The organism is Prosthecobacter vanneervenii (assembly GCF_014203095.1).
Classification (GTDB): Bacteria; Verrucomicrobiota; Verrucomicrobiia; order Verrucomicrobiales; family Verrucomicrobiaceae; genus Prosthecobacter; species Prosthecobacter vanneervenii.
In genome coordinates, this window is record NZ_JACHIG010000002.1 from 413216 (window position 1) to 439889 (window position 26674).

Here is a 26674-nt window from a genome sequence, read left to right on the forward strand (position 1 = left end):
TGTATTTGATGGCAATCATGGGCCAACACATGGCAGTCCATGTCCAGCCCAGCCACGCTTCCCATCTTTGAACTCCGCCAGACCTTCACCGCCGCTCTGCTTGACCCGGCGCTGCCCAATCTGCTGATCAAAGCCCCCACGGGCTCCGGCAAGTCCACTCAGATCCCCCAGTTCGTGCTGGACTCCGGCCTGCTGGCGGAGGGAAAACGCTGCATCGTGCTGCAGCCGCGCCGCATCGCCGCACGCATGCTGGCCCAGCGCGTGGCGCGGGAGCGCAATGCCCGACTCGGCGGCGAGGTGGGCTATCAGGTGCGGTTTGAAAACATCACCAGCAAGGAGACGCGCCTGAGCTATGTGACCGAGGGCGTGATGCTGCGGCAGATGCTGGAGGACCCGCAGCTCGAGCGCGTGGGCTGCATCGTCATCGACGAATTCCACGAGCGGCATCTGGATGGCGATCTCGTGCTCGCCTTTGCACGCCAGCTTCAGCGCACACGCCGACCGGATTTGAAGATCATCGTCATGTCCGCCACGCTGGTGCCAGGGCCGTTGGTGGATTTCATGCAGCCGTCCAAGCTGCTCGAATCCGAAGGCCGCACCTTCCCTGTGGAAGTGCACTATCAGGCCCCGCTCCAGCTCAAGACTGGCTACCCGGAGCCGATCTGGGATCAGGCCGCACGCGCCTGCGAAGACCTCGCAAACTCCCCCGGCTTCAGCGGAGACATGCTCGTCTTCATGCCGGGTGGTCATGAAATTAGGAAGACCATCGCCGCAATCCAGGGGCGCAGCTTTGCCCGGGGCCGCCGCGTGGTGCCGCTGCATGGTGAGCTAACGCCACAGGATCAGGACGCCGCCGTCACACCCGGCGAGCAGCCGAAAATCATCGTCAGCACCAACGTCGCAGAAACCTCCCTCACCATCGAAGGCGTGCGCGCCGTGGTGGATGGTGGGCTGGCCCGCACCGCCTCGTATGATCCGCGCCGTGGCATCAATACGCTGACCGTGCAGAAGATCAGCCGCGCCTCCGCCGAGCAGCGCGCGGGACGTGCTGGCCGTCTCGGCCCCGGCATCGCCATACGCTTGTGGACACAGCGCGAGCACCTGCTCCGGCCTGAAAGCGAACTGCCGGAGGTGCAACGCCTCGATTTGAGCGAGGCATTGCTGGCCCTGCGCGTGCTCTCACGCGAGCCTTTCGACTGGTTCGAGCCGCCCACGCCTGCCTCGCAATCCCGTGCCGAGAACCTGCTGCACGATCTCGGCGCGCTCGATCACGAAGGCCGCATTACTGCTCTTGGAAAGCAGATGAGCCGCTTCCCGCTGCACCCGCGCTTCTCCCGCATGCTGCTCGCCGCCGCGCAGTTTGGCTGTCTGCGCGAAGCCACACTCTGCGCCGCCGCCGCACAGGGGCGTGACATTTTGCTCGTGGGCAAAAACAACGCCTCGCACAAAAACGAAGACCTCTGGGAACATGACGACATCACCGAATTTCAGGCCATCCTGCGCGCCTTCATCCGCGCCGAGGCCATGAACTTCAACCCTGACGACTGTGCCCGCTACGGCATCCACGCCACCGCCTCGCGCGAGGCCGCACGCAGCGCCGATCAGTTCCTGCAGCTCGCCAAACGCTCCGGCCTGCCCATCAATGACGAGGTGGCAGATCCCACTGCACTCGCCCGCACACTGCTCGCCGCCTTCAGCGATCACCTCGGCGTGGAGACCAGCACCGGCAGCCGCATCTACCGTCTGGCCGGAGGCTACAGCGGCCACCTTGGCAAGGACGCACACATCCGCCCGCCGCGCCTCATCGTCGCCTCTGAGATCGTGGAGGTGCAGGGCAAGGCGCTCACCGTGCAGCTCAACAACTGCACCCGCATTGAAGAGGAGTGGCTGCGCGAACTCTTCCCCGAAGACTTCACCACCGGCAACCGCGCGGCTTATGACGCCGTGAACCGCCGTGTGATGAACCTTGAAGAAGTCCGCTTCCGCAGCCTCGTGCTCAGCAGCCGCGAGCGCGGCGAGCCCGATGAATCCACCGCCGCCAGCCTGCTCGCTGCGGAGGTCATCGCGGGCCGACTGCAACTCACCAACTGGAACGAGAAGGTGGAGCAGTGGATCACCCGTGTGAACTGCCTCTCCAAATGGATGCCCGACCTCGAAATCCCGGCCATCGGCGAGGAGGACCGCCATCTTATTATTGAGCAGGTGTGCACCGGCTGCATCGCCTACCGCCAGCTCAAAGACCGCGACATCTTCCCCGCCCTGCACCAGTGGCTCAGCCACAGCCAGCGCGAGCTGCTCGACAAATACGCCCCCGAACGCTACCCGCTCAAGAACGGCAAGACCGCGCGCATCGTCTATGACGAAAAGCAGCCGCCGAGCGTGAGCGCCGTGCTGCAGCACATGTATGATGTGAACGAAAACCCCAAGGTCGCAGCAGGCCGCATCAGCGTCACCGTACATCTGCTGTCACCCGCGCAAAGACCGATTCAGACGACGGGAGATATTGGAAGATTTTGGCGCGAGGGATACCCGGCGGTGAAAGCGCAGTTGAGAGGGCGTTATCCGAAGCATGAGTGGCGTTAGTTTTTAAATTGAATCCTTGGCAGACTTATGCCCATCAGGGTTTAATTCTGAAATGATCGAAAAAATGCGCTCACTCGCCCTAGGCTTTGTCTGGCTGACATGTTGCTGGCTGCGAGGGCAGGATTTGTCCGAGACCCTTTCCAACATTGCCTCAGGTGAAGGCAGGCCGGAGGTGATGTCAAAGGCGCTTACGCCGTGGCTGGATGAGGAAGGCTTTGACCGCCTGAAGGAGGCGCTGGAGGCGCTGGATGCCACTGAGGGGGCGAAGCAGCTCAGTGCGCCCGAATGGATGGCTGTGGCTTGTGTGGAGGAGCATCTGCTGCGCCCGACGCAAGCGCTGGCGGCGTGGAAAAAAGCCTGCGCCAGCCCGCAGAACGTCACGGCGCTAATACAACTGGGACTGGCGCATGCACTGGCTCATCAGCGCCAGTTTGATGAAGCGGTGAAGGTGCTGGAGGAGATGGATGCAGCCAAGGCTGACATGCACTGCGTGCAGGAGGCCGTTTGGCTGCTGCACAGCATGGCCACCGAGAGCGGTCAGCAAGCGCAGGCAGCCCTGCTGACACTGCCACAGCGCATGGTGGAGAAAAGACCCGACGATACGGAACTCAAGCTGCTGCTAGCACGGCTACCACCGGCCAGAGGTTTCTCACCTGAGACGACGCGCAGTGCCAAAGAAGCCCTGAGTCAGGCAAAAGATGCACCATCCAAGCTGGCCTGGCGGCTGGTGGTGCTCGACAGCGAAATACAACAGGAGAAGAACTTAGAGGCCGCAAAGGAAGCGCTGCAAGGCCTGGTGGAAAGCAAGCCAAATTCAGAGGAAGAATGGCAACTGCTGGGCCGACTCACACGTGCGCTGCAACAAGGGCGCCGCAACCCATCCAAGGAAGGCATACCGAAAGAGGAAGAGCTGGCCGGGCAGTTCAAAGACCGGCCTGCTGTGGTGCGCCGCATGGCGATCTGCCTGCGGGCAGCCGGTGCCACCGACACCGCGCAAAAAGTGCTGAGCCTGCTGAATGAAGACGCAGGGGCGAGGAAGCTGATCTCTGACTGGGAGGAGAAAGACTGGCGCGAACCGCAGCTGATCGAACGCCCGAGAATGGCGGCGGTGAGCAAAGTGGAAGACAGCGGAATACAAGCGGCAGCTCCAGCATGGCAGGCGGAAGTGAAGAAACTGGCCCCGGAGGCCCGCTTGAAAAAACTGCTCGAACTATGGAAGGCGAATCCACAGGACCACGCGGCGGCATTGCAACTGATCGAACGCTTCTGCTCATACGACCGCAAGTGGAAGCAGGCGGAGATGCAGCAGGTGATCCTGCGAACGCATTTTGCATGTGCGGACAGCACCGCGCGGCGGGCATGGTGGCGGCAGCTCGCTCTGAAGCAAATACACACTGGCATGAGGATGGCGCCCATTAGTGATGTCGCGGCGGGGTGGTGGCACTCCGTGCGGTGGCGCATGGGTGAAAATATCGAATACTGGGAGGCACTGACGCAGTCTCAAAACAGATACTACCCGCCGTCATTGCTTGAGGCGGCGCGGCTCGCTCCTGAAAACGAAGGAACGAAGTTTGATCTGGCCAAAGCGCTTTGGCGTAATGGAGCGGTCGAAGAGGCACTGCACCTGATGGACGGGTTGACGACTCCCCACTTGCGAAAAGTGGCACACCTGGAGACGGCGGTCATCGATCTGTTCCAAGGGCGGCTGCATGCGGCTACAAAAACGATTTTTACCATGGCGGGCGATGAAGCCCTGGACGCGACCATGGCGGAGACACTGAGCCTCGGGCTGATGGCGTGGCGTGAGTGGGCGGATGCGGTGGATTTTTTGGCGGCGCAACGGCAGCGGTTTCCCGCAGACTACCGGCTGGCAGCGCTGCACGGACTGGCGCTGAGAGGCGCGGGCGAGCCTGATAAGGCAGCTGAGGTGTTCCTGGAGATGGGCGGATTTGAGCAGGAAATCACGTCAACGCAGGGATACGGACGGTTCGAAGAATTGGGCATGATGAGTGCCCCCACTGAAGACTCAGGCAATTATCTCCAGGAGAAATGGGAGCAAATGCAGCGGGCCGTCATCAACGCACAACGGGAAGATCTGGGGCTGCGGCCATGGACCGACCAGCAAGAGCAGGAAAAAAATGGCTACTATGGCACAAGCTATTTCAACCCGGTGACGCCGCCGAGGGTCCAGTATGCGGCAGCATGGGGCATGGCTCATTTGTTTATCCTGATGGCAGAGCTGCCCGAAGCGCAGCGGCAAGCATGGGCGGAGAGGGCTCGAATGGCGAGACTGCCGATGCCGGAACTCCTGGTGGCGGGCAGGATGCTCCAGGAGAAAAGCGACGAGGCAAGGCTGGCGCTGGATCCGGCATGGCTCGAACAGCATCTGGATCTGCCCTGGGTGGGAACGCTATGGGTGCAAATGGCCACCAGACGCGAACCGCTGGGGCCTGTCAGTTCGGAACTGGCCTTGAGAGCTTCACAAGTCAACTTGGAGACCCATGTGCCTACAGCGCTGAAGGCCGCGCTGCTGGCCTGTCGCCTCGCGCCGCAGAACCCTGCCGCGCTGGATGCGGTGGCGGCGGCCCTGGCACGCGGCAAGCCGGACAACGCTGCCTCTTTGATCTCTCAGATGGCAATGGATCTAGGACAGATACCGCTGGAGGTGCGGCGCAAGGTGGCGCAGCAGTTGATCAAGGAGCTGAATGCGCTGTCACAAAAAGTCACGGATATTACACGCCTGGCACGCATGCACCGGGAGATGCTGCAGTGCGCCCTGTGGCTGGGTGAATGGGAAACAGCAGCGCGGGAGGCCGATGCTGCGCTGGCGTCCAGAGCACGTGAACCGTTGTGGGAAGATCCCTTTCCTGCGGAGAAGTGGATCGAGAGCACGCTGGCATCTCCGTTTGTCTTGAAGGAATTTCCGAACCGTCTCAGCGGAGAACTCCAATACTATCTCCGCATGGCCCCAGAAAAGGAGCTTATCAAAGCGGAAGAGACAGCCTCCTTCCTGGCTGCTGGTGCGAAGATTCAGGACTGGCTCTTCAAAATTCAGTGGCAGCTGGCCGGCGGCGATGAATCCGCTGCGAAGAAGATGGTGCCTGTCTGGCTAAAGGCCCAGCCAGAGAATGGTGATGCGTTGCAGGCGGCCGCCGGGCTGGCCACGGCGGAGCAAGACCTGCCACGTGCGCTGGACCTGCTGCATGCACGAATGCAAGTGCAAAAGAAACCTGAGGAACGGCAGCTGGCGCAAATCATATACCTGATGGCCGGCACTTATCGGGGTGAAAGGCGTGAAGGCATGACCGAGAAGCCGCCAGCACCACCTCCTGCGGCCCACGTGAAACGGCTGCAAGCAGTGGCGGCAGAGCTACTCCCCCGGCTGCAAAAAATTCCGAACGGTCAACGCGCGCCTTGGGCAGAAATCCTGCGGGGGCTGGGGCTTCTGGCTGAAGCGGACACCCTGCGTGACAAGCCCAACAAGAAGGCTGAATTCCTGGAGCATATCTGGAATGGAGAGAACAACGCGTATTTTAATCTGCTGCAACAGTCCTTGAACCAAGCCAATGACCTGCCATTCAGCGATGATGTCGTGTGGGTGGTGGAGCACCAGCAAGCCACTCCCACCGCAGCAACGGTGGAGGTCTTGGTACGTCTCCTGCGGAATGAGGCAGACAGGCGGTTCTTCGATAAAGATGGGTACAGGGGTCAGCTTGAGCGATGGCAGCGGATCATCGTACCGAAAGGTCTGGCCAAGAGCGTGCTGGCTGCGGCCGATCCGGGCAAGGCTCCCACGTGGCGGCGGCTCGTACAAGCGGTGCAGGCGGCGGAAGCCTGCGAGGACTGGGAGCAGGCGATTGCCTGGGCGACTGAGGCGCTTGAACTTGAGACAGACAACTCAACGCTGAAGGCGGTCATTGCCGGAGCGCGACTGCGATCCCCCAGCGGCGACCCCGATAATCTGGTGGAAGCTTTAAAAACACAGCCTCCCGCCGAAGCCTATCGCAACCTTTACACGATGCTGAAAACAGCGCAGGCCACGACGGACTGCGACCAACGGCTGAAGCTGGCCGGTGCGGTGGTGCGGCTGGCCAGGCAGCAACCCAGCATCCTGACTCCCAAGGAGGGTTCCAGAGGCTGGACTGTGTCCAGCACCTTTGCGCTGCTGGCGGATGCGGTTAAAAACGAAGCAGGGGGCATCGTGTCCCCCGAGCTGTATCCTGAACTGGAACCTTTTAACCATTCCGATCCCAATCCGAACGCGGCGGCCAATCCTGCCAGCGCCAATGAAATGGCGGCACGGAAAAAACTCTTCGTGGAATTTTGCAAACTGTCCCTAAAACATCCGGAATGGTTAGGCGAGACGCTGCACTATCTGCTGATGGCTTATGTGGCGGACCAGCAGCCGGATGCCGCTGCGCTGGTGGATTCCATCAAACAGGGTCTGGCTGAAAAACCGGAGCTAACTTTTGATTACCTCCACGAGCTAAGTCAATTTGAATCACGGGTCAGCAGTGGCCCGCGGCTGCGTTTGGCAGAGCTGGGGTTGCAGATGCTTGACGCCATCTATGGCAAACCTTCGCCACTTCCCTACAGAAACCTGGATTCGGATGGGCTGACCAAGATCATCGCGGGGGCAATACCGCCAGGGAATGATCGTCACCATCTCTGGGCCTTGTGGGAATGCCCGTTGGACTTGAAGGAGCTGTACACGGCGGAACAACTGACGCTGAATCGTGCGCGCCGTGCGCTGATGGATCAATATTGGCAGGCCTCGAAGCCGCTGCCGCAACTGCGGCGGCTGTTGTTCCCCACCTGGGCGGCCTACCGGCTGCACTTTGTGGACAAGATCGATGAAGTGCTCGCAGTGGCACGCGAGCTGGCCAGCGATGCGCCGAATGACTACTCCCTGCTGCGTGAGTTTGCACACAGGGCGGTGGAGTCCTATGAAAATCCACACCACGTCCTTGCCGCAGAACTGATGGAGGCGCTGCTGCATGACCAGTCGTCCAAGCTCAATCCCGAAAAAGTGAAGGAGCCGGTCAACAGCATCATCCGCGTTTTAACCCTGGGACGCGATCATCAGGCGGCCCCTATGCCTCCGCTCTCCGCCACACCTGAGGAAGCGGAAAAACTGCTCAGTCTGACTTTGCAGGCTAGACGGCGTGCCGTGCTCGCAAGACTGACGGAACTGATGGGAAAAACTGTCGGCAGTTGAACGTCGCTCACCTCACTCCCCGATGCAATACAGCGTCTTCGCCGAGCGCAGAAACAACTGCCCGTTGCTGATCGCCGGAGTGGCGCTGTGGTCGGAGGTGTCGCCTTCGATGGTGTTGCGGGAGATGAGTTCGAATTTGGGACCGAGTTTGACGACGAGGACTTCGCCGCGACGGCTGACGTGGTAGAGGTGGCCGTTGGAAACGACGGGAGAGGCATAGTCGCCTCCTCCGCCACCACCGCGACGTCCGCCGCCGCCGCCAAAGCCCTGATTGCCGCCCTGCTGAGAAGTTCCGCCGGTGGATTCGATGCGTTCATTGTAGATCTCGGAGCCGGTCTTGGCATCACGGCAGGTGGCGATGGAGCCGCTGATCCAGTAGAGGCGACCATCATAGAGCACGGGGGTGGCGATGCGTGAGCCGTTGGGGCCGGTCCAAAGGGTGTTGGTGGCGCTGACGTCTCCTTTGCCGCCGGCCTTGATGGCCACGGAGCCACCGCCGCGCTCGCTCATGGCAAAGACGGCGCTGCCATCAGTCACGACGCTATTGCACACGGAGTCGCTCTGCAGGCCGGTGGCGTACCAGCGCAACTTGCCGGTGTCGGGATTAAAGCCCCAGACTTCGCCAGGGACGGCGATGGCCAGATCCGCTCCGGCGAGAACAGGCGTGCCCCAGGTGCCGGCGAAACCTTCAGAGGGAGCTTTCCAGAGCTGCTTGCCAGTGATTTTATCAAAGCCATACATCGCCTGGCTCTCCACGAGCGCGGGCACGATGAGCACGTCTCCATGCAGCACGGGGCTGGAGGCGCTGCCCCAGCCGCGGCGGTCGTCCCAATCACCCACATCCGCCTGCCAGCGGGCATTGCCTTCGAGGTCAAAGGCGTGCACACCGGATTTGCCGAAGAAGGCGAAGACGCTCTTCCCATCTGAGACGGGCGTGTGGCTGGCGTAGCCGTTCTGCGCAAACATGCCACCGTAGCGCTCCTCCGGTTGCTTCGCAGCCACAGAGCGGTCCCAGAGGATCTTGCCCGTGGCACGCTCCACGCAGATGAGGTGACGCTTCAAAGCCGTGATGTCTCCCGCCGACTGCGGGCCATCGGTGGCGTAGCCGCTCCAGCAGGTGACGAAGATGCGGTCTCCCACGACGATGGGGCTCGATGAACCGGGGCCGGGCAGGTCGGTCTTCCACTTGAGGTTCTTCGTAGCGCTCCATTCCACCGGCACCGGTTTATCATCGGGCGCGATGCCGCTGCCATTGGGCCCGCGAAAGCGCGGCCAGTCCGCGGCGCCGAGGGTGAACGATGTGGAAAGCAGAAGAAGGACAGAAAGGCGCGTGCTCATGCGGAGCTTCAACACTCATCACAGGCATCAGTTGCAGCCGTTCAGCGCTCGGCCGTCTCTCACGCGGCCTTCTTGCCGCCAGCGGCCAGTTTGGCAGCCTGCTCCACCCAGTGCTCGCGTTGGATGCGGTCCTTGAAGGCCAGCTTGCTGGAGAACTCGCGGATATTCTCTTCATTCCAGGCGGCGATCTGCGCGTAGGTATAGACGCCGTATTCATTGAGTCGCTGCTGCAGCACCTGTGCGATGCCTTGGAGCTTGGTGAGATCATCGACTTTTTCAGGCCGGGTTTTGTAAATGAGCCCCAGCATAGGGTCCTCCTCTGGTTTGATTTCCGGCTCGGTTTGGGTCTGCGGCTCCTGCCTGGCGATCTCCGGCTCAGCATGAATTTCGATTTCGGGAAGCGGTGCCACTGAGAGCTCGCTCAGAATGGCGATGGCATTCGTCTCCGCAGGGGCTGTTTGGCCCTGCGCATGTGGGTGAGTGGCAATGATGGCCGCCAGCGGCGAGATGTCCTTCTCTTTCGGCTGGGACACCACCCATGGATTGGCTTTAGCAGGCCCTTCTGATGATGAAGCATCTGCTGCCACAGTCGAGTCCTCCACCGTGGCTGGCGGTTCTGGCTTCAGCGCTGTCTTGGGCCGGATGAGATTGACCTTGGCAGGTGCGGGAGATTCCACCAATGAAGGCGGTGCCAGAGGGGCCGATGGAGCAGCCTGCGGAGCCGAAGCGGCAGCCGCCTCTTTCTTGGGCATATGAATGGTTTCCGTGGCCATGGCGATGACCTGTCCGGATTTCACTGTGTGGTCGGCGATCTTGCGCTTCAGATCGGCGATCTCTCCTTTCATGGCCTCAGCCTCTTTGAGCAGCGCCCTTGTCTGCCGCTTGTAGCGCCCCCATGTGGCATAGCCAAAGAGCAGACCCACGATGAAGAAGATGCCCCCCAGCACGCAAACGAAAATGCCGCTGTGCATGAGCATGTAGATCAGCGGCTCGGCGGTGAGGGATTCGAAATCAAATTTCATGATCTGGGGTTATTTGACGAGGAGTTCCACACTGCGCGGACTGGCAGGTGCGGAGGGGGAGCCTGCAGGCACGGAGTCAAAAACGGTGGCACTGATGTCAGCCGCCGGCACGCCCTGCTGCACCATAAAAGAGAGCACGGCCTCAGCACGCGCCTGCCCCAGGGCTTTCTCAGCAGCCAGCGGAGCTCCCGGGTCCGGATGTGCACCAATCACCAGCCCCAGTGCCGGACCAGCGGCCAGCAGCGCAGGCGCCAGCAGCGCCAGCTTGGTCTGCTCCTGCGGCGGGAGGCTGGCCGATCCTGCATCAAACAAGATGGTGCTGGCATGCAGGCTCTCACGCAATGGCTTCAGCGCCTCCGGAGAGATCTTTGATAGAGGATGATAACCTGGGAAATGATACACCGAGGGCACGAGCGTGAACTGCACGTCCACCTTGGCAGCCCCCGTCACCGGCCGCAGCAGTGCCAGCCACACGCTCTCCAGCTGGCGCGTGGCCGTGCCTCGCAGGTGAGGGATGCCATCGCTCAGGATGTCAAAGGAGCGCGGACCGGGCACTCTAAAGTAGCCGCCCACAAAAGCCGCCAGCTCGTGTGGCTTGGCAAATGAGGCAGGAAGCACGTGGGGACTGGCCTTGAGCCCAGCGGGGTCCACCACACGGCCTGCGGCGGCCTCCGCCAGTGCGGCCACCAGCTCTGCCTTTAGCGTGATGTCCGGCAGCAAGCCGCTGAGGACGATGGCCTCTTCCGTAGCGCGAATGTGCAGCTCTGCAGGCACACGCAGGGTGTCAATGAGCGGTTTCAGCATTGGGCCTGTGGTGGTCAGCGGCAGCTTCACGCCCTCCGGCCAGCTCACTTCGGCGGAGGTGTGCAACTCCTTCGTGTCCAGCTTCAGGTCCGGACGCAGATCCGCCAGCAGACGGCTCAGTTTTTTGATCTCGTCCCCCTGCGGAAACCAGCCGCTGAGGTGCAGCGTGCCGCCCTCCAGCCTGCCACTCAAGCTGGCACGCACCACGATGTGCTCAGCACCAGGCCTCAGCCGCAGGGGCACCAGGGTGCGCATGGAGGCCAGAGCCCGTTGCCTTGCCGCAGGGTCGGGAGCCTCTCCAGACACCGCCAGATCAAAGAAGCGCAGCTCCACCACCGGATCTCGTACCCCGGCGGCTTTCAGCCTCTCCATCGCCACCTGCGTCAGCACCGGCAGATTGTCCCGGCAGAAGAGCCAGGCATGCACTCCTGTGGCCATGGGCAGCAGGATGAGCATGAAAAGCAGCAGTTTCAGACGCATGAAAGAGTGGCGGAGTGGCAATTGACACAGCGGACGCGGAACCGATAATCCGCGGCCCCGCTGACCTGCGGTACCGTTAAAAGTACGCGGACGGCGAGGCAAGGACTAACTGTACCCCAATTACTTAACCCCAAAATCACGCTCATGTCAGTCGTCATCGCAGGAACCGTCGCCCTCGACAATGTCAAAACCCCGCAGGATGCCCAGGAGAACCTGCTCGGAGGTTCCGCCAGCTATGCCGCCCTGGCCGCCAGCATCTTCTGCCAGCCCATCCACCTCGTGGGCGTCATCGGCCATGATTTCCCCAAGCCCCACCTCGACATGCTGGCCTCCCGTGGCATCACGCTGGACGGTCTGGAGCGCAGCGAGGGCGAGTCCTTCACCTGGACCGGCGAGTACCATGAGGATATGAACAACCGCACCACCCACAAGGTGGGCATCAATGTGCTGGAGCAGTGGCAGCCCAAGCTCCCCGACGCCGCCAAAGCCGCCAAGGTGGCCGTGGCCGCCAACATGAGCCCCGACAATCAGATGCAGATGCTGGATCAGATCCAGGCCGACTTTGTCACCGCCGACACCATGGACCTGTGGATCAACATCGCCAACGAGCGCCTGCACGACGTGCTCAAGCGCATCGACCTCCTCGTCATCAATGACGGCGAAGCCAAGGAATTTGCCGGCACCACCAACCTCGTGGAAGCCGGGCGCAAGCTGCAGGCCAAGGGCCCCCGCTTCGTCATCGTCAAGCGTGGTGAGCACGGCAGCTTCCTCTTTGGTGAAAAGCCGGAGGAATTTTTCGCCTGCTCCGCCTACCCGCTGCACAGCGTGTTTGACCCGACCGGCGCTGGTGACTCCTTCCTCGGCGGCCTCTCCGGCTGGCTGGCTGCCAATGGCAAGACCAAGCCCACCTTTGAAGACCTCAAAACGGCCGTCGTCCACGGCAGCGTGACCGCCAGCTACACCTGCGAAGCCTTCAGCACCCACAAGCTGCAAACGGTGACTCTCAAGGACATCGCCGCGCGTATCTCCGAGCTGCGCTCCTTCACTGCGTTCTGATTTTGCGGTTGTTTGCCATTATTTGCAGTGGTTTGCGATTGTTTCCAAACTGCTGCAAACAGCCCTCTCCGGAGGTTCGGCCAACAACTGCAATCCATTGCCAACCACCGCCAACAACTGCAAACCTCCCATGTGGACCTCCATCAAGACCTTCAAGGACATCAAGCTGGAAAAAACCAGCGACGGTATCGCCAAAATCACCATCAACCGGCCCAAGGTGCGCAATGCCTTCCGCCCGCTGACGGTGAAGGAGATGCTGGAGGCCTTTGACATCGTGCATGAGGACAGGGATGTGGGAGTGATCATCCTCTGCGGCGAAGGCCCCCTGGCCTTCTGCTCCGGTGGCGACCAAAAGGTGCGTGGAGACGCTGGCTACATCGGCGATGACGGCGTGCCCCGCCTGAACATCCTCGATGTGCAGCGGAAGATTCGCACCATCCCCAAGCCCGTTGTGGCCATGGTGGCAGGCTACGCCATCGGCGGCGGCCACGTGCTCCATGTGGTGTGCGATCTGACCATCGCCGCCGAAAACGCCCGCTTTGGCCAGACCGGGCCAAAGGTGGGCAGCTTTGACGGCGGCCTGGGCTCCAGCTACCTGGCCCGCATCGTGGGACAGAAAAAAGCCCGCGAGATCTGGTACCTCTGCCGTCAGTATGATGCGAAACAAGCTCTGGAAATGGGCCTGGTGAACACCGTCGTGCCCCTGGAGCAGCTGGAGGAGGAAACCCTGAAATGGTGCCGCGAGATGCTCCAGCACTCCCCGCTGGCCCTGCGCTGCCTCAAGGCCGCCCTGAATGCCGACTGCGACGGCCAGATGGGCCTGCTAGACCTAGCCGGAAACGCCACCCTCCTCTATTACATGAGCGAAGAGGCCAAGGAGGGCAAAAACGCCTATGTGGAGAAACGGAAGCCCGATTTTTCCAAATTTCCGCGTGTTCCTTGAAAGGCTCGGATAAATCCGAACTTAAAAGTCAAGGATGCCTTTATGGTTGCCACCTCCGGCTGAGTTTGTATGATCGGAACCCGTTCGTTGACACACTCTCCCCGACATGGCCAAACGCACCAAATCCAAACCTGCCGCCCCCGCCCCTTCCGCATCGTCCTCCTCGAACGATCTCAGCCACATACGTGAGATCGTCCAGCTGATGGCGGGGAACGATGTTTCCTATTTCTACAGTGAGCGCAATGGAGCCAAGCTCGAGCTTCGCCGTGGTTCCGACCTGGAAGCCGTGAAAGAGCTCCTCAAGAGCCTCCCTGCCTCCTCCGGTGCTCCGGTAACCTACGCCGCCGCCCCTGTAGCTCACGCCCCTGCCCCCGCGGCAGCAGCTGCAGCCCCCGCCGCTGCCGCTCCTGCCCCTGCCGCATCCTCTGCCCCTGAGGCTGTGGGTCCGACCATCAATTCCCCCATGGTGGGTACTTTCTATCGCAGTTCCGCCCCCGGAGAGAAAGCCTTCGCCAATGTGGGCGACCATGTGGATGAAAACACCACGGTCTGCATCATCGAGGCCATGAAGGTGATGAACGAGATCAAGCCCGAAGGCGTGCGCGGCACCATCGCCCGCGTGCTGGTGGAAGACGGCAAGCCCGTCCAGTACGGCCAGCCCCTCTTTGAGTTGAAAGCCTGATCCACCGCCCTCCTCTGCAACTGATCTCCTGATGCCCTGGCACTCCCGGGCCCGGCGCGTGACAGCGGCCGGGCAAGCCAGACCTCCACTACCTCTCTAGCGCTCTCATGTTCAAAAAAGTCCTCGTTGCCAACCGTGGTGAAATCGCTCTCCGCGTCATTCGTGCCTGCAAAGAACTCGACGTCAAAACCGTCGCCGTTTACTCCGAAGCCGATGTCGATTCGATGCACGTTCACCTCGCCGATGAAGCTATCTGCATCGGCCCAGGCCCCAGCACCGAGAGCTACCTGAAGATGAGCCGCATCATCAGTGCGGCGGAGATTGCCAATGTGGACGCCATCCACCCCGGCTACGGCTTCCTCTCTGAGAAGGCCGAGTTCGCCGAGATCTGCGCCCAGTGCAAAATCAAGTTCATCGGCCCGTCCGCCCGCGTCATCAGCATGATGGGGGACAAAAACGTGGCCCGTGAGACCGCCCTCAAGGCGGGCATGCCCATCACCCCTGGCTCCGACGGCATCATCCACACGGAAGAAGAAGCCCTCGAATGGGCACGCAAGATCGGCTACCCGGTCATGATCAAGGCCAGCGCCGGTGGCGGCGGCCGTGGCATGCGCCCCGTTCTGAACGAGGCCACCCTGCGCTCCAGCTTCCAGGCCGCCTCCCTTGAGGCCATGAAGTGCTTTGGAGATGGCTCCATGTACATGGAAAAGCTGGTGGAAAAGCCCCACCATATCGAATTCCAGGTGGTGGCAGACTCCCACGGCAATGTGGTCCACCTCGGCGAGCGCGACTGCTCCATGCAGCGCCGCAACCAGAAGATCATCGAGGAGTGCCCCTCCCCCAAGATCTCCGCCAAGCTGCGCAAGCGCATGGGCGAGGCCACCGTCAAGCTCTGCAAGGAGATCGGCTATGAGAACTGCGGCACCATCGAGTTCCTCGTCGATAACAAGTGCGAGAACTTCTACTTCATGGAGATGAACACCCGTATTCAGGTGGAGCATCCTATCACCGAAGAGGTCTATGGCTGCGACCTGATCAAGGAGCAGATCCGCATCGCTGCCGGCCTGCCGCTGAGCGAGCACGTGCTGGACGCCCAGCCCCGTGGCCACGCCATCGAGTGCCGCATCAATGCCGAAGACCCGGCCCGCAACTTCGCCCCCAGCCCCGGCAAGATCAATCTCTGGTACACCTCCGGTGGCCGTGGCGTCCGCGTGGACACCCACGTGTACTCCGGCTACTCCGTGCCGCCATATTATGATTCGATGATCGCCAAGCTCATTGTCACCGGCGCCACCCGCGACATCGCCATCCGCCGCATGCGCCGCGCCCTCGGGGAGTTCACCATCGAAGGCATCAAGACCACCATCCCACTGCAGAGCAAGATCATGACCACCTCGGACTTCCAGAACGGACAGTACGACATCACCTGGGTGGAAAACTTCCTGCGCCAGGAAAACATGTGAGCGTAGAGCAAGTAGCCCTCTCCTGCTCCCTAATTCCTCTCAATCAATAGCGGCTTGGCTTCCAAGCCGCTATTTTTATGCCCTACTACCAGATTATCCCCCAGTTCCGCCCCAGTGGGAAGTAGCAGAACAGACCGGGGCCTACGAGGTTACGCTCGGGAACGGCGCCCCAATAGCGGCTGTCGGAGCTGTTGTAGCTGTTGTCCCCCATAGCCCAGTATTCGCGCTTGTCTTCACGGTTGGCCAGCTCGCGCGTGCTGCCGCTGGAGAGGTAGCCAAAGTTCCCGTAGCCCTTGTAGTCGCCCTGCATGCCACCCACTCGCTTCATGCCAAATTCCTCGGCGGGCTTGCCATTGATCCACAGCACCGGCGACTTCACTTCCAGTTTGTCTCCAGGCACGCCCACGAGACGCTTGATGTAGTGCTGCGAGCCCTGCTCTGGCGGGATGTTCATGTAGGCGCTGCGGATGTTCTTGGTGGTGAACACAAAAACCTCCCCGCGCTTGGGGCTGCGAAAGTTGTAGGCAAACTTGTTCACCAACACGTGGTCTCCGGTGTCCAGAGTACCACGGGCCAGCAGCTGGCCCTCGGTGATGAAGGTGCCGCCTGATTTGGTGATCTGAAGCTCCACACGCGCATCCGGGGTGATCTTCTCCCCCGCCTCGCTCATGGGCAGGTTCAGGTAGGTGCGTAGGCCGAGATTGAAGCCATCCGGGTCTGTGGCCAACTGGCGCATGGGCGCCCAGATCCACTGCGTGCCACCATCTTCAAAGTGCAGACGGCAGTGGGTGAAAAAGCCCAGAAAGCTGTGCTCCGTGAGGGGTTCGTCCCTTCTCAGCCAGCCGGAGCGCTTGGCCACCACATTATAGTAGCTGCGCCCCGCCACCCAGTCCTTCACCTGGGCAATCGGGTTGGGTGTCACGTCTTTCTCCGTATGGTTGGCCACCAGGCCGTAAAGTGTGGGCTGCATGGAGCCCGTCGGGATCTTGAAAGGCTGCGCCACGTAGCTGCGAATGCCCAGCGCGATGACGATGGCCACGAAGAAGACCTCCACGTTTTCACCGATGTCCGAATGCTCCTCGTGCGGCAGGGCCTTTTCGCAAGTTTTATTGATCTCGTCATTCAGCGCCGCGATCTGCGCTTTGTCGCGGGCGCGCATGGCGTCCTCCAGCCGGGTGCGCAGTGCGCAGATCTCGTCCAGCTTGGCCGGCGGCAGCACGTCGCGCTTATAGTTGATGAAGCGCGTCACCCCTTTGTGCAGGAGCTTGGCGTGCTTGAGATAACGGGGGGTCAGGAAAAACATGGGAGGCCGGGCCAGATACTAGGGGGTGGCGCGCAATGCTCAAGTGCCGGAGTGCACCTTCTTCATCACTCTCGTTCAGTCAGGTTTAATGAAAGCACATATGGAAACGGGTCCTCATTCGATGCTGACCGGGTGACAAAGCAGCGGTGGATCACCAGTTCCGTGCGCTCCTCCAGGCTAAGCCCGCTTGGGGAATACCCTGGTTTGTCCCCCAGCGACACATCCCATGCTCTGTCCACATTAAGGTACATCTGAGAGCCAAACCGGTAATCACGGCGGAACTCGGTCCGCCATTGGGAATTGCTGCCCCACCCGTGAGACAGATCTTCGCACGGACGGTAGCGACGGCAGAACGCCCAGTAAAGTGTTGAGGAGCCGGCCAACACGGGACTCAGCCGCTTCCGGCCAGACCTCACTTTCACTCCAGCGCGGGAGAAGAGCATGCATCCGAGCATCAGACACGGCCAGACGATGGAAACCAGCTCCACAGGCGCTGCGTCTTCATCGCTCTGGGCCACCTCCATGACCTCATGGTAAAACGGAGAATAGGCGGTGACATCGACTACTTCGAAGCCCAGCCCGGTCATGAAGGCCACATATTCGTCCAGAGTGATGGGTAGGTTCGGCCATTCTGAAACCGTGGCAGGCTGGAATCCCCCTAGCAGGAGGTCGTTCACGCGATTCACAGCATAAAGCGCATGAATCTCCCACTCTTGTGCCGGAGGTATCGGTTCTCCCCTCCTTTGAGCAAAGCTAAGCAGCCACTCTCTAGCGGCTCCATTCTTTTCCAGCCAGGGCGCTAGCAGGCCAAAATACAGATCCTTCCCTTCGTAGGCCAACACGTCGTGGTAAAGGACTCGAAGCTCCCACATGGGATCGTATTCATCAGCGGGCTCGCTCATCGAGTTTCAGTTCTAATCCCTTTCAGCAGGCCGCTCAACCACCAGCACATCCCGCAGCACCTCGGCAGCCCGCGCATTGTCCGAGCACACGAGGCTGGCGGTGGTGGTGGTGGCGTCCCGCCGCAGGATGTGCATGGAGCGCAGGTCCAACCCGGCGTCCCGCAGCCGTAGCGCCACGGCGGCTAGTGCGCCAGGGCGGTCCTCCAGCCGCACCAGCAGCGTGTCTTGGGTGATGGCACGGAAGCCATGATCGCTCAGCGCGCGCAGCGCCTCGTCATAGCGGTCCACGCTCATCACGACAATGCCATGGTCCGCCACGCTCTCGACATCGATTTCCTCAATGTTTATGCCTCGCTCGGCCAGCGCGGCGGTGAGCCTGGCGGCGATGCCATGCTCGTTCGGCACAAGAACGGTGAGCTGTTTCATAAGTCGGCGGCGGGTTCAAGTGTTCAAGGCGGCGGCAAAGTCGGCCACGAAGGCGTCGATCACTGCCCGCGTCACATGTGGCATCACAATGAGATGACCAATGTTTTTGCGCGGGGCGATGATCCATTTTTCCATCATCACCGGTGGAGGCTTGGGGAAAACCACCGTGACAGAATTCGGGTGGCACCAGGCATCGATGCTCTGTGCACGAAGCTGCTCCACCGCATACAGCGCATTGCCCAGACAGGCCTGCACCATGCTGCGCAGTCCCACCTCCCCCAGCGTGCGCAGCCGGTGCCATAGCAGCAGGGGCGAGAAAGCACTGCGCGAGCCCGCGATGGTGGTGTCAAGCGCACCGATGTACTCGATGGACCGCGCAATGCGGTCCACATGCGCCTTCCGCGCCAGCACCACGCCGCAGGGCACGGGAGAGCCGAGCATCTTGTGCCCGCTGATGGAGATGCTGTCCGCCCCGTCCGCAAAATTCCACGGCTGCGGCTCATCCACAAAGGGCAGAATCATTCCGCTGAGCGCCGCATCCGCATGGATGTAGGCATTCGGAATGGCCAGGTCCTTCAGGATAGCGCGGATCTTCCCCAGATCATCCACAGCGCCTTTCATCGTGGTGCCGATGTTGGCGAAGAGGATGGGCGGCACATCGCGGTGGATGCGCAGCGTCTCTCGCAGGTCCGTATAGTCCATCTGACCGTCCAGCTGGCTCTTGATCATGATGTTGCGGTGTGCTGCAGCCTCAGCACCTTGGCCACGCTGTAGTGCGTATCCTCGCTGAAGTAGCAGATGCCGTCCGGAAACAGCTCCCGCGCCACATAAAGGCCGTACATGTTTCCCTCCGTGCCGCCGCTCGTCACATACCCCCACCACTCTCCCTCTGGCGCACGCGTATAGCGTGCAAAATCCGCCAGCACCTCGCGCTCAAACTCCATTGTGTTGAGCCGGTAGTTTGTGCTGTGGAATGGATCTCCCACATTGTTGATGCTGAACTCCAGAAACCGAAACAGTTCGCTGTAATCAAACGCCTGGTTCGTCGGATACCCCACATTTCGCGCACTGCACGCCCCAAGCCGCTTGTATAGCTCGTCGAGCCGCCGCCGGTCCGCAGGACTGAGGTTGGAAGGAGTCACGGCTGAGAGAATATTCCTTCAGTTTTCAGCCAAAAGCAAGCCTGCGCACTCAAGGTGGCGCCGTCACTTTCAGGTGCACAAAGCGGCGCCCTGAGCTGCCGATTGGCAGAGTGGCCTTCACAACTTGGACGGTGCCGTCATTGGATAAGACTGTCTCGCCCACCCCGGCACCCTGCCAGTCATTGGCCAGTGTGTCGCTCCACTCCACGGAAAAGACCGTTCCTGCATTGACAGCGCTCAGGCTGCGTGTGTAGGTAAATTCGAGGTTCATACCATTGAGAACCGTATTGGCCGGCAGCTTGCTTGACGTGGTCGGATTAAGGTTGCACGCCCATTCGACCAGATTGGGCAGTCCATCATGATCATAATCAAAAGCGTCGGCGGCATTGCCTGCATTGCCAGTGACACCAAAGTACTGCTGCCGCCAGCTATCGACAGCTGTCAGCCCTGTCCCCTGCAAATTGACATCAAATGGGTTTCTGGATCCGCTCACGTTGCTGCTAAGGTGAATGACGCTGGTGCTTGTCCCACTTGAGCCAGGGGTGAAAGTCACGCTAAAATTCGCACTGCCGCCGGTGGAGACAGTTGTGCCGCTCAATGCGCTTACGGCAAAACTTCCGGAGCCTCCGCTGAGGGCCAGGCTCGTGAGATCCGCCGAGCCGGCATTGGTGATGACAAAGGTTCTGGAACTGCTGCCACCGAGAGTCACATTGCCAAAATCAGTTACTCCCGCACCATCGGTTAGGATGGTTGTCTGCGTGACGATGATGTCTGGCTGAGGAAATTCATCCGCGCCGATGCTGGGTGTGGCAGAGTTTCTCCGGTCGCCGTCATAGTCATCAGCCAACCCAGAGATGGGAATGCCCGTGGCATTGACCAGAGAGCTGCCTCCAGAAACGAGATGCAGGTCTCCATTCGGAGCATCAGCAAACACGGCTGCGGTAAAGCCGCCTGTGCCGGCAATGCCAGCCTGAGAGTTCTGATCTTTAGTTGAGGACTGCCAGGCCGCAAAGCTCACAGGCACGTTGTTGAAGCTCATAAAATTCGCCGCCGTGGCCCCAGTGCCGGCATAGACGTTATTATTGAGAGATGTGTAAAGATTGGGAATCAGTGTGAGGCAGCCAGCAGTCCCTGACCTGAAGTTCATCAGCAGCGTGTTTTGAAAAATGCCTGAGTAAAGCCCCAGACATGCTGCCGCCCATGAACTGCGTGTACCGCTCTCCACTCCTCCGATGACGACGCTATTGTTGTAGCTGATGGCAAGAGACATAGCGCCTGGACTGGTCGCGTTAAAGTAAAGTCCGTAGAGGGTCGCGCTCGTCGGCGCCGAAGGATAGAGAGTGATCTGATTGTTCTGCATTTGCAGCGCAGCTATGGTAGTGGAATTGGCGAAAATGCCATAGACCGTGGTCGTAGCGGAGTTGAGACTGAGTGCGGTAATGCGGTTCCCCTTGATTATCGCTGAGCCGCCGCCGGTGCAACTGATGCCAATGCTCTGCGCACCTGTGGTGAGCAGGTCGTGAATATAGTTGCCAGAGATGGTGTGTAAGCCGCCGCCCAGAATGGAAATACCCACATTGCTTGAGGCAGCCGGAGTCAATTCGTAAATATTGTTGCCTGAGATCGACCATTTTCCGCTGCCACTCGCCGGGAGAAGGATGCCCTGAAGGTTAAAATTGAACAGCTCGCTGTTAGAGACGGTATTGCCCGAACTGCTAACGCTGCTGGTGGCAACTCCAATCAGCCTGTTGGGCACACCGCTGGTGGTGCTCAGATCGCGCACCTGGCAGCCCGTGATGAGGTTGTTGTTATTTCCCCTGGTCGCGGCAGCGCTGAAGCCAATGACTCCAAGTGTGGTGCTTTTCGTCGCCCCCTCTACCACGCAGTTGCTCACGGTATTGCTGCTGGCATCGTTGGCCAGACGTATGGTGCAGGCCGAGGTGCCTGTGCTCAGGTTACGGAAAGTCAGATAGCGTCCGGTGCCGCTGATGCTGCCGTCGATGCCGACACGGTCGGCACCATTGAGGGTGATGAGGCTGCCGTTGATATTGCCTGAAATAGTGCGCATGGTGGCGCTGTCAGGCTTGAGTGTGAGTGTGTAGCCGCCTGGACCTTCCTCAAGCCACGAGTTCAAGGACACGGTGCCGTCTTCCACCACATCGCTTGTAATGTTGATGACAAGATTGCCTGTAAGCACACCGGTATTGATGGCGGCAAAGAGTCCCCCCGTGCCACTAAGGCTGGCATAGTCGCCGCCGCTGCCCACGGTCTTTGTACCGCCGATGACCGAAACGATACTAAAGCTGTTTACACCCGCGCCGGGTTTGGCGCTGATACTTGTCACAGCAGGACTGCCCGAGGCCGCCGCTGCTGCGGGGCTGGAGCCCAGGTTGTTTGCACCATCCTGCGCCACGATGAAGTACTGGATGGAGTCCCCCACTGCAGCGCCGCCACCTGTCAGAAGCGTGTAGTCCATGGTAAAGCTGTAGGGACTGGAGGTGTTGGTGGCGGCCACGTATTTCCAGCCGTTGCCGCTGGCATCATTAGCGGTGCCAAAGGCATCGGCATCTGTGCTCTTTTTGAAGTAAAGGCGTGGTGCGCCGGCACTGCCGGCCACACTGCCGCTGTTGTCCGCGATAGTGGCCCAGCTGGTGAGCACTCGATTGGCCGTGGAACCGTTGAGGAGCAGTGGAACGGTGATGACGGGCGCATAGATGTCGCCGCTGGAAGAAGTGAAGTTTCCGGCGTCTGCCCCAATATCTGCAGGAGTCAGCGTGCTGCGCGTCTGTCCGTCAAAGTCATCCGTCACAGCCGCAGGCGCTTTGGTCAGGGCATCCATGAGCGGGGTGCCTCCACTTTCGGCCGGATTGGAAGCCTGCAGGTGGAGATCCAGCGTGGTGGCGCTGCCAGAGGCATTGACAAAGAGCGGGTCCACCACAGCGCTGGAGACATCCTGCCCTGTTACGGTCTGCCAGGCGGCGAGAGTGACGGCGTCGGAACCGTTGAACTGACCGAGAACGCCCCCCGTACTGCCAGCCTGCAAAATATTTCCTCCCGCTGTGAGTCCCTGCGGGCTGGCGCTCGTGCCCCCGTAGCGAACGACATAGTTCCTTCCAGCACCGCCGCTGTAGCTGCGCGTATTGACAAAGATGTTGTTCTGATAGCTGCGGGCATTGGTCACGCCTGCTATTCCGTCAAAAGCAAAGGTGCTGGCTGTCCCGGCGGTCTGAGCACCACCGACATAAACGGAATTGTGGAAAAAGTTCCGGCCAGCCGTCGTGCCGTTGTCATAGATGCCTCGCACAATGCATGCGGCCGCCGTTCCAGCTCCGCTCGAGTCCAGACCGACGCGCACCATGTTGTTCTGCGCCGTGAAGGCACCATCATAGAAAGACATCCCGTTCACCTGCGCCGATGCACTGCTGGAAGAAACCGCCAGGCTGTGCACCAGATTCCGCGAGATGACGCTGCTGTTCGCATTGCCGTCGTAGTAAATCCCGGTCACGCACACTGGTGCCGAAGAAGCGGTGTTAGCCAGCGAGTGCACGACATTCTGAGACACTGTCTGCGCAGAGGTGGCGGTGTCGATCAGGATGCCACACAGCGACTGCAGGGTGGTGGTGTTGGAACTCTGACTCGTCGTGGTGAAGTTGCGCACCACATTTCCCGTGACCGTGTTCGCACCATCATAGGTGTTGATGCCGATGATATATCCGAATCCAATATCATTGTTGTTGAGATTGGCCACCGTATTGTCTGCGATCACGGCACCATTTGTAGAACATAGAATGCCTGTGATATGCTGGCCGTAGGTGGAAGAGGTGGCGGCATTGAGACTTCCGGATGTGCTGGTGCTGCCGATGATATTGCCGCGAATGGCCGGCGTCCCCTGAAGAGTGTAGATGCCAACGATCGAGGTGCCCACTGTAGTGGCTGTGCTGTTCACCGTGATGGCACCAATGGCATTGTTGCAGATGCTGATGGCAGCCGTGCTATCGGAGGCGATGCCGAAAACGGTGCCACCACTCCCTGAGTTTGTCACAGACACAGATCCCGCACCTGTGCCACTGCCGATGTTGTTTCCTGTCACCGTGCCAACATTCACCGCCCCTCCCATCACATAAATCCCGCTCCACACGCCCGGATGCGAAATCGAAGGATAATTACTCGTCCATGCAAAATTCTGGACAGTATTTCCCTGCACGCTGCTGCTCGGTGCTACGGACCCCGCAGACAGCCAGATACCCTGAAACTGATACGCGACTGTGGTTCCTGTCGTGGTCCAGGCTGGGCCGCCTGCGTTTGGTGCACTGCCGCCGATCGAGTTGCCCGATACTACAAAGCTGCTTCCGGAAGAGCTGTTGACATAGATGGCGCGGACATTGGCCGCCACTGCCGCACGGCTGGCAGTCTGGTAGAAACTGCTGCCGCTGAGCGTCCACGCGGTGTTACCAGCATCCAGCCGCACGCCTGCGGCATCCACGGCCGTGGCGGCGTAGAAATTGAAGATGTTACAGTTGGAAACGGTGTTGCTGCTGTTGTTTTGTGCGGTCGTTCCTGTGGAACCGAGAGCGTAGAGTCCGTTGGCGGGGGTGCTGGCGCCATCACACAAGTCACAGTGGTCCAGAGTGTTGTTGTCATTGCCATTGGCCCCTGTGGTGGTGCTGAAGACGACGGTACCGCTGGTGGCGCTGGTGTTCACACCACGCAGCGTGGTGTAGCTGACGGTGTTGCCAGCAGCCTCATTGATGAAGCGCAGCGCCACACCAGCGGTGCTGGTATTGGCAATCGTGAGCTGAGAAGCCGTGCCGCCGCCACTGCCGGCGTTGCCGCCCACACCAGCAGGTCGGCCGTCAATGATCACGTACTGCGCGCCATTCAAGTCTATTGTGGCCGCCGTGGCATCTGCGCTAGAGATGGACAACGCCGTGGCTCCAGCTTGCGGGCGTAAAGTCAGCGTATTGGCCGCGGAGGTACCGAGATTGGTGAAAACCAGCGGGAAAGTCTCGACATTGCTCACGTAGCCAGCTTGCAGCTCTAGAACAAGTGCCCCACCTAGCGTCTGGGCCTGTATGTCTGCTACGGCCGCACCAATGCTGGCATAGTCCCCGGTAGGTCCAATGGACCGGGTACCGGACAACGGTGCCGCTACTGCGGACATCATCAGCATAAGCGAAGCGGCCACCCGCACAAAAAGCACTCTCATGGGTTCAAGAAAAAGTTTGGGGAAAGCCCTTCAGCCTTCATCAAGACGATCAATGCAACCACCGAGATTCAGAAAAGATACGAGGCAACCATAAGCTCAAATTGACTCACCCCTAAGTTTGTGTCGAGCCGTAAAATAGCACAAAAATGCAACGACAAGAGACAGCCCTGCTCCAGACTCGGGTAAAAGCCGTCATTGGAGCCCCTAGGACGAAAAGACCTGGGTCAAGGGTGCAGGTCAATTCGTCTTCAACACCTCGATGAACGCCTCTTGCGGGATGTTCACCTTGCCGATGGCCTTCATCTTTTTCTTACCTTCCTTCTGCTTGTCGAGGAGCTTGCGCTTACGGGAGATGTCACCGCCGTAGCACTTGGCGGTCACGTCTTTGCGCAGGGCGCTGATGCTTTCACGGGCAATGATCTTGCCCCCGATGGCGGCCTGAATAGCGACGACGAAGAGCTGCTGCGGGATGACCTCCTTGAGCTTGGCGCAGAGCTGGCGTCCGCGGCTTTCGGCCTTGCTGCGGTGCACGATGCAGGAGAAAGCATCCACGGGATCTCCGGCAATGAGGATGTCCATCTTCACGAGTTCGGCGGCTTCGTAGCCAGCGTGCTCGTAGTCCATGCTGCCGTAGCCGCGGGTGATGGACTTGAGCTTATCGTTGAAATCGACGAGGATTTCATTGAGCGGCAGCACGGTGTGCAGCAGCACGCGGCGGTCATCCAGCGTCTCGGTGTTGTTGACCACACCACGCTTGTCCATCACAAGCTGCATCATGTCGCCAATGTGCTCATTCGGGATCATGATATTTACCTTCACCATCGGCTCGCGAATCTCATCAATCTCCTGCGCGGAGGGCAGGAAGCATGGATTGTCCACCTCCATCTCGGTGCCGTCGGTCTTGCGCACCTCATAGATCACAGACGGGTAAGTGGAAATGACGTCCATGTCGAACTCACGGCGCAGGCGCTCCTGCACGATCTCCATGTGCAGCAGGCCCAGGAAGCCGCAGCGGAAGCCAAATCCCAGCGCGGCGGAACTCTCTGCCATGAAGGTGAAGGCGGCGTCATTGATCTGCAGCTTGCCGACGGCGAGCTTCAGCGCCTCAAAGTCGTCCGTGCTGACGGGATAAATGCCGCTGAAGACGAGAGGATGGATTTCCTTGAAGCCAGGCAGCGGCTCTGGAGAGGGACGCTTGGTTTCGGTGATCGTGTCCCCGATCTTCACATCTGCAGTCGATTTCACGTTGGCGATGAGGTAGCCCACATCTCCTGCCTCCAGTTTCTCGCAGGTCGTCATCTTCGGGCGGAAGATGCCCACGTCCTTGATTTCGTAGTCCAGCCCGGTGGACATCATGCGGATCTTCTGCCCGCGCACGATGGTGCCGCTCATGACACGCACATAGCTCACCACACCACGATAGGCATCAAACACGGAGTCAAACACGGAGGCACGCAGGTAGCCGTCTCCGGGATCCTTGGGCGGTGGGACGTAGGCCACGATGGCTTCGAGTATGTCCTGGATTCCAATGCCCATCTTGGCGCTGGCGGGCACAGCCTCGTCAGAGGGAAGCTGCAGAATGTCCTCAAGCTGCCGTTTGCATTTTTCGATGTCCGCGCTGGGAAGATCGACTTTGTTGATGACAGGGATGACGTGCAGGTCCTGCTGCAGCGCCAGATTCAGATTGGCCACGGTCTGGGCCTCCACGCCCTGGCTGGCGTCGATGAGCAGCAGAGCCCCCTCACAGGCGGCCAGGGAGCGGCTCACCTCGTAGCTGAAATCCACATGCCCGGGCGTGTCCAAGAGGTTAAGCTTGTAGATCTGCCCATCTTTGGCCTTGTACTGCATGCACACCGGGTGCGCCTTGATGGTGATGCCACGCTCACGTTCGAGATCCATCGCATCCAGAAGCTGATCCTGCTGCTGCCGCACGGTGATGGTCTGGGTGAACTCCAGCAGACGGTCGGAAAGCGTGGTCTTCCCATGGTCAATATGGGCGATGATGGAGAAATTGCGGGTGCGGGAAATGGACATTCAGCTGGGGTGTCGAGGGGGGTAGGTATCTAATCCAGAGCCGGGAGGAATGCAATTCCGATACTTGCAGGC

At 60.2% G+C, this 26674-nt stretch carries 16 protein-coding genes; 6 read left to right on the top strand and 10 right to left on the bottom strand.

The window, feature by feature from the left end:
- Positions 1-39 precede the first annotated feature (39 nt).
- Together hrpB and HNQ65_RS06945 are read left to right on the top strand one after the other, a co-directional pair.
- Positions 40-2583 (top strand): ATP-dependent helicase HrpB, encoded by a 2544-nt coding sequence (hrpB, locus tag HNQ65_RS06940; RefSeq protein ID WP_184338777.1) that lies wholly within the window; start codon positions 40-42, stop codon positions 2581-2583.
- Positions 2584-2887: 304 nt separating this feature from the next.
- Positions 2888-7801 carry a hypothetical protein gene (locus HNQ65_RS06945; protein ID WP_184338778.1) on the top strand — a complete coding sequence of 1638 codons (4914 nt, stop codon included), beginning with the start codon at positions 2888-2890 and terminating at the stop codon, positions 7799-7801.
- A 12-nt stretch (positions 7802-7813) separates the two neighbouring features.
- On the opposite strand, the gene HNQ65_RS06950 is transcribed toward HNQ65_RS06945, so the two are convergent.
- The 3 genes from HNQ65_RS06950 to HNQ65_RS06960 are packed head-to-tail and all read right to left on the bottom strand — an operon-like array spanning position 7814 to position 11445.
- The gene (locus HNQ65_RS06950; protein WP_184338779.1) at positions 7814-9139 is read right to left on the bottom strand and encodes an outer membrane protein assembly factor BamB family protein; all 1326 of its coding nucleotides are present in this window, start codon (positions 9137-9139) and stop codon (positions 7814-7816) included.
- Between the two features lie 59 nt (positions 9140-9198).
- Complete coding sequence (locus tag HNQ65_RS06955) at positions 9199-10161, bottom strand: hypothetical protein (RefSeq protein ID WP_184338780.1); 963 nt, start codon at positions 10159-10161, stop codon at positions 9199-9201.
- 9 nt (positions 10162-10170) lie between these two features.
- Positions 10171-11445 carry an OmpA family protein gene (locus HNQ65_RS06960; RefSeq protein WP_184338781.1) on the bottom strand — a complete coding sequence of 425 codons (1275 nt, stop codon included), beginning with the start codon at positions 11443-11445 and terminating at the stop codon, positions 10171-10173.
- A gap of 144 nt (positions 11446-11589) precedes the next feature.
- Here HNQ65_RS06960 and HNQ65_RS06965 point away from each other — a divergent pair, with 144 nt between their 5' ends.
- From HNQ65_RS06965 to accC, 4 genes are all read left to right on the top strand, one after another.
- Positions 11590-12501, top strand: a complete 912-nt coding sequence (locus tag HNQ65_RS06965; protein WP_184338782.1) for a PfkB family carbohydrate kinase — start codon at positions 11590-11592, stop codon at positions 12499-12501.
- A 130-nt stretch (positions 12502-12631) separates the two neighbouring features.
- Entirely contained in the window at positions 12632-13444 is an 813-nt protein-coding gene (gene menB, locus HNQ65_RS06970; protein WP_184338783.1) for a 1,4-dihydroxy-2-naphthoyl-CoA synthase, read from the top strand.
- A 106-nt stretch (positions 13445-13550) separates the two neighbouring features.
- Positions 13551-14126, top strand: a complete 576-nt coding sequence (gene accB, locus HNQ65_RS06975) for an acetyl-CoA carboxylase biotin carboxyl carrier protein (protein WP_184338784.1) — start codon at positions 13551-13553, stop codon at positions 14124-14126.
- A 107-nt stretch (positions 14127-14233) separates the two neighbouring features.
- Positions 14234-15589: an acetyl-CoA carboxylase biotin carboxylase subunit gene (gene accC / locus HNQ65_RS06980; protein ID WP_184338785.1), complete on the top strand. Its 1356-nt coding sequence runs from the start codon at positions 14234-14236 to the stop codon at positions 15587-15589.
- An 85-nt stretch (positions 15590-15674) separates the two neighbouring features.
- On the opposite strand, the gene lepB is transcribed toward accC, so the two are convergent.
- The 7 genes from lepB to lepA all read right to left on the bottom strand — a co-directional run bounded on the left by lepB (position 15675) and on the right by lepA (position 26602).
- On the bottom strand, positions 15675-16892 hold the full coding sequence (lepB, locus tag HNQ65_RS06985; RefSeq protein WP_184338786.1) for a signal peptidase I: 1218 nt from the start codon (positions 16890-16892) through the stop codon (positions 15675-15677).
- Between the two features lie 65 nt (positions 16893-16957).
- Entirely contained in the window at positions 16958-17794 is an 837-nt protein-coding gene (locus HNQ65_RS06990) for a hypothetical protein (protein ID WP_184338787.1), read from the bottom strand.
- 12 nt (positions 17795-17806) lie between these two features.
- Positions 17807-18220, bottom strand: coding sequence for an ACT domain-containing protein (locus HNQ65_RS06995; RefSeq protein ID WP_184338788.1), 414 nt, complete (start codon positions 18218-18220; stop codon positions 17807-17809).
- 15 nt (positions 18221-18235) lie between these two features.
- A complete protein-coding gene (locus HNQ65_RS26520) occupies positions 18236-18949 on the bottom strand; it encodes a pyridoxal-dependent decarboxylase (protein WP_221306067.1) in 714 nt (237 codons plus the stop codon).
- The gene (locus tag HNQ65_RS26525; protein WP_221306068.1) at positions 18946-19362 is read right to left on the bottom strand and encodes a PLP-dependent aminotransferase family protein; all 417 of its coding nucleotides are present in this window, start codon (positions 19360-19362) and stop codon (positions 18946-18948) included. Before HNQ65_RS26525 ends, HNQ65_RS26520 begins: the two co-directional genes overlap by 4 nt.
- 49 nt (positions 19363-19411) lie before the next feature.
- Positions 19412-24568, bottom strand: a complete 5157-nt coding sequence (locus HNQ65_RS07005; RefSeq protein ID WP_184338789.1) for a beta strand repeat-containing protein — start codon at positions 24566-24568, stop codon at positions 19412-19414.
- Between the two features lie 237 nt (positions 24569-24805).
- Positions 24806-26602, bottom strand: coding sequence for a translation elongation factor 4 (gene lepA / locus HNQ65_RS07010; RefSeq protein WP_184338790.1), 1797 nt, complete (start codon positions 26600-26602; stop codon positions 24806-24808).
- Positions 26603-26674 lie beyond the last annotated feature (72 nt).

Excerpts from the sequence above, each read along its gene's own strand:
- hrpB (WP_184338777.1), top strand. The coding sequence starts at position 40 with ATGTCCAGCCCAGCCACGCTTCCCATCTTTGAACTCCGCCAGACCTTC.
- HNQ65_RS06950 (WP_184338779.1), bottom strand. The coding sequence starts at position 9,139 with ATGAGCACGCGCCTTTCTGTCCTTCTTCTGCTTTCCACATCGTTCACC.
- HNQ65_RS06955 (WP_184338780.1), bottom strand. The coding sequence starts at position 10,161 with ATGAAATTTGATTTCGAATCCCTCACCGCCGAGCCGCTGATCTACATG.
- HNQ65_RS06960 (WP_184338781.1), bottom strand. The coding sequence starts at position 11,445 with ATGCGTCTGAAACTGCTGCTTTTCATGCTCATCCTGCTGCCCATGGCC.
- HNQ65_RS06965 (WP_184338782.1), top strand. The coding sequence starts at position 11,590 with ATGTCAGTCGTCATCGCAGGAACCGTCGCCCTCGACAATGTCAAAACC.
- menB (WP_184338783.1), top strand. The coding sequence starts at position 12,632 with ATGTGGACCTCCATCAAGACCTTCAAGGACATCAAGCTGGAAAAAACC.
- accB (WP_184338784.1), top strand. The coding sequence starts at position 13,551 with ATGGCCAAACGCACCAAATCCAAACCTGCCGCCCCCGCCCCTTCCGCA.
- accC (WP_184338785.1), top strand. The coding sequence starts at position 14,234 with ATGTTCAAAAAAGTCCTCGTTGCCAACCGTGGTGAAATCGCTCTCCGC.
- lepB (WP_184338786.1), bottom strand. The coding sequence starts at position 16,892 with ATGTTTTTCCTGACCCCCCGTTATCTCAAGCACGCCAAGCTCCTGCAC.
- HNQ65_RS06990 (WP_184338787.1), bottom strand. The coding sequence starts at position 17,794 with ATGAGCGAGCCCGCTGATGAATACGATCCCATGTGGGAGCTTCGAGTC.
- HNQ65_RS06995 (WP_184338788.1), bottom strand. The coding sequence starts at position 18,220 with ATGAAACAGCTCACCGTTCTTGTGCCGAACGAGCATGGCATCGCCGCC.
- HNQ65_RS26520 (WP_221306067.1), bottom strand. The coding sequence starts at position 18,949 with ATGATCAAGAGCCAGCTGGACGGTCAGATGGACTATACGGACCTGCGA.
- HNQ65_RS07005 (WP_184338789.1), bottom strand. The coding sequence starts at position 24,568 with ATGAGAGTGCTTTTTGTGCGGGTGGCCGCTTCGCTTATGCTGATGATG.
- lepA (WP_184338790.1), bottom strand. The coding sequence starts at position 26,602 with ATGTCCATTTCCCGCACCCGCAATTTCTCCATCATCGCCCATATTGAC.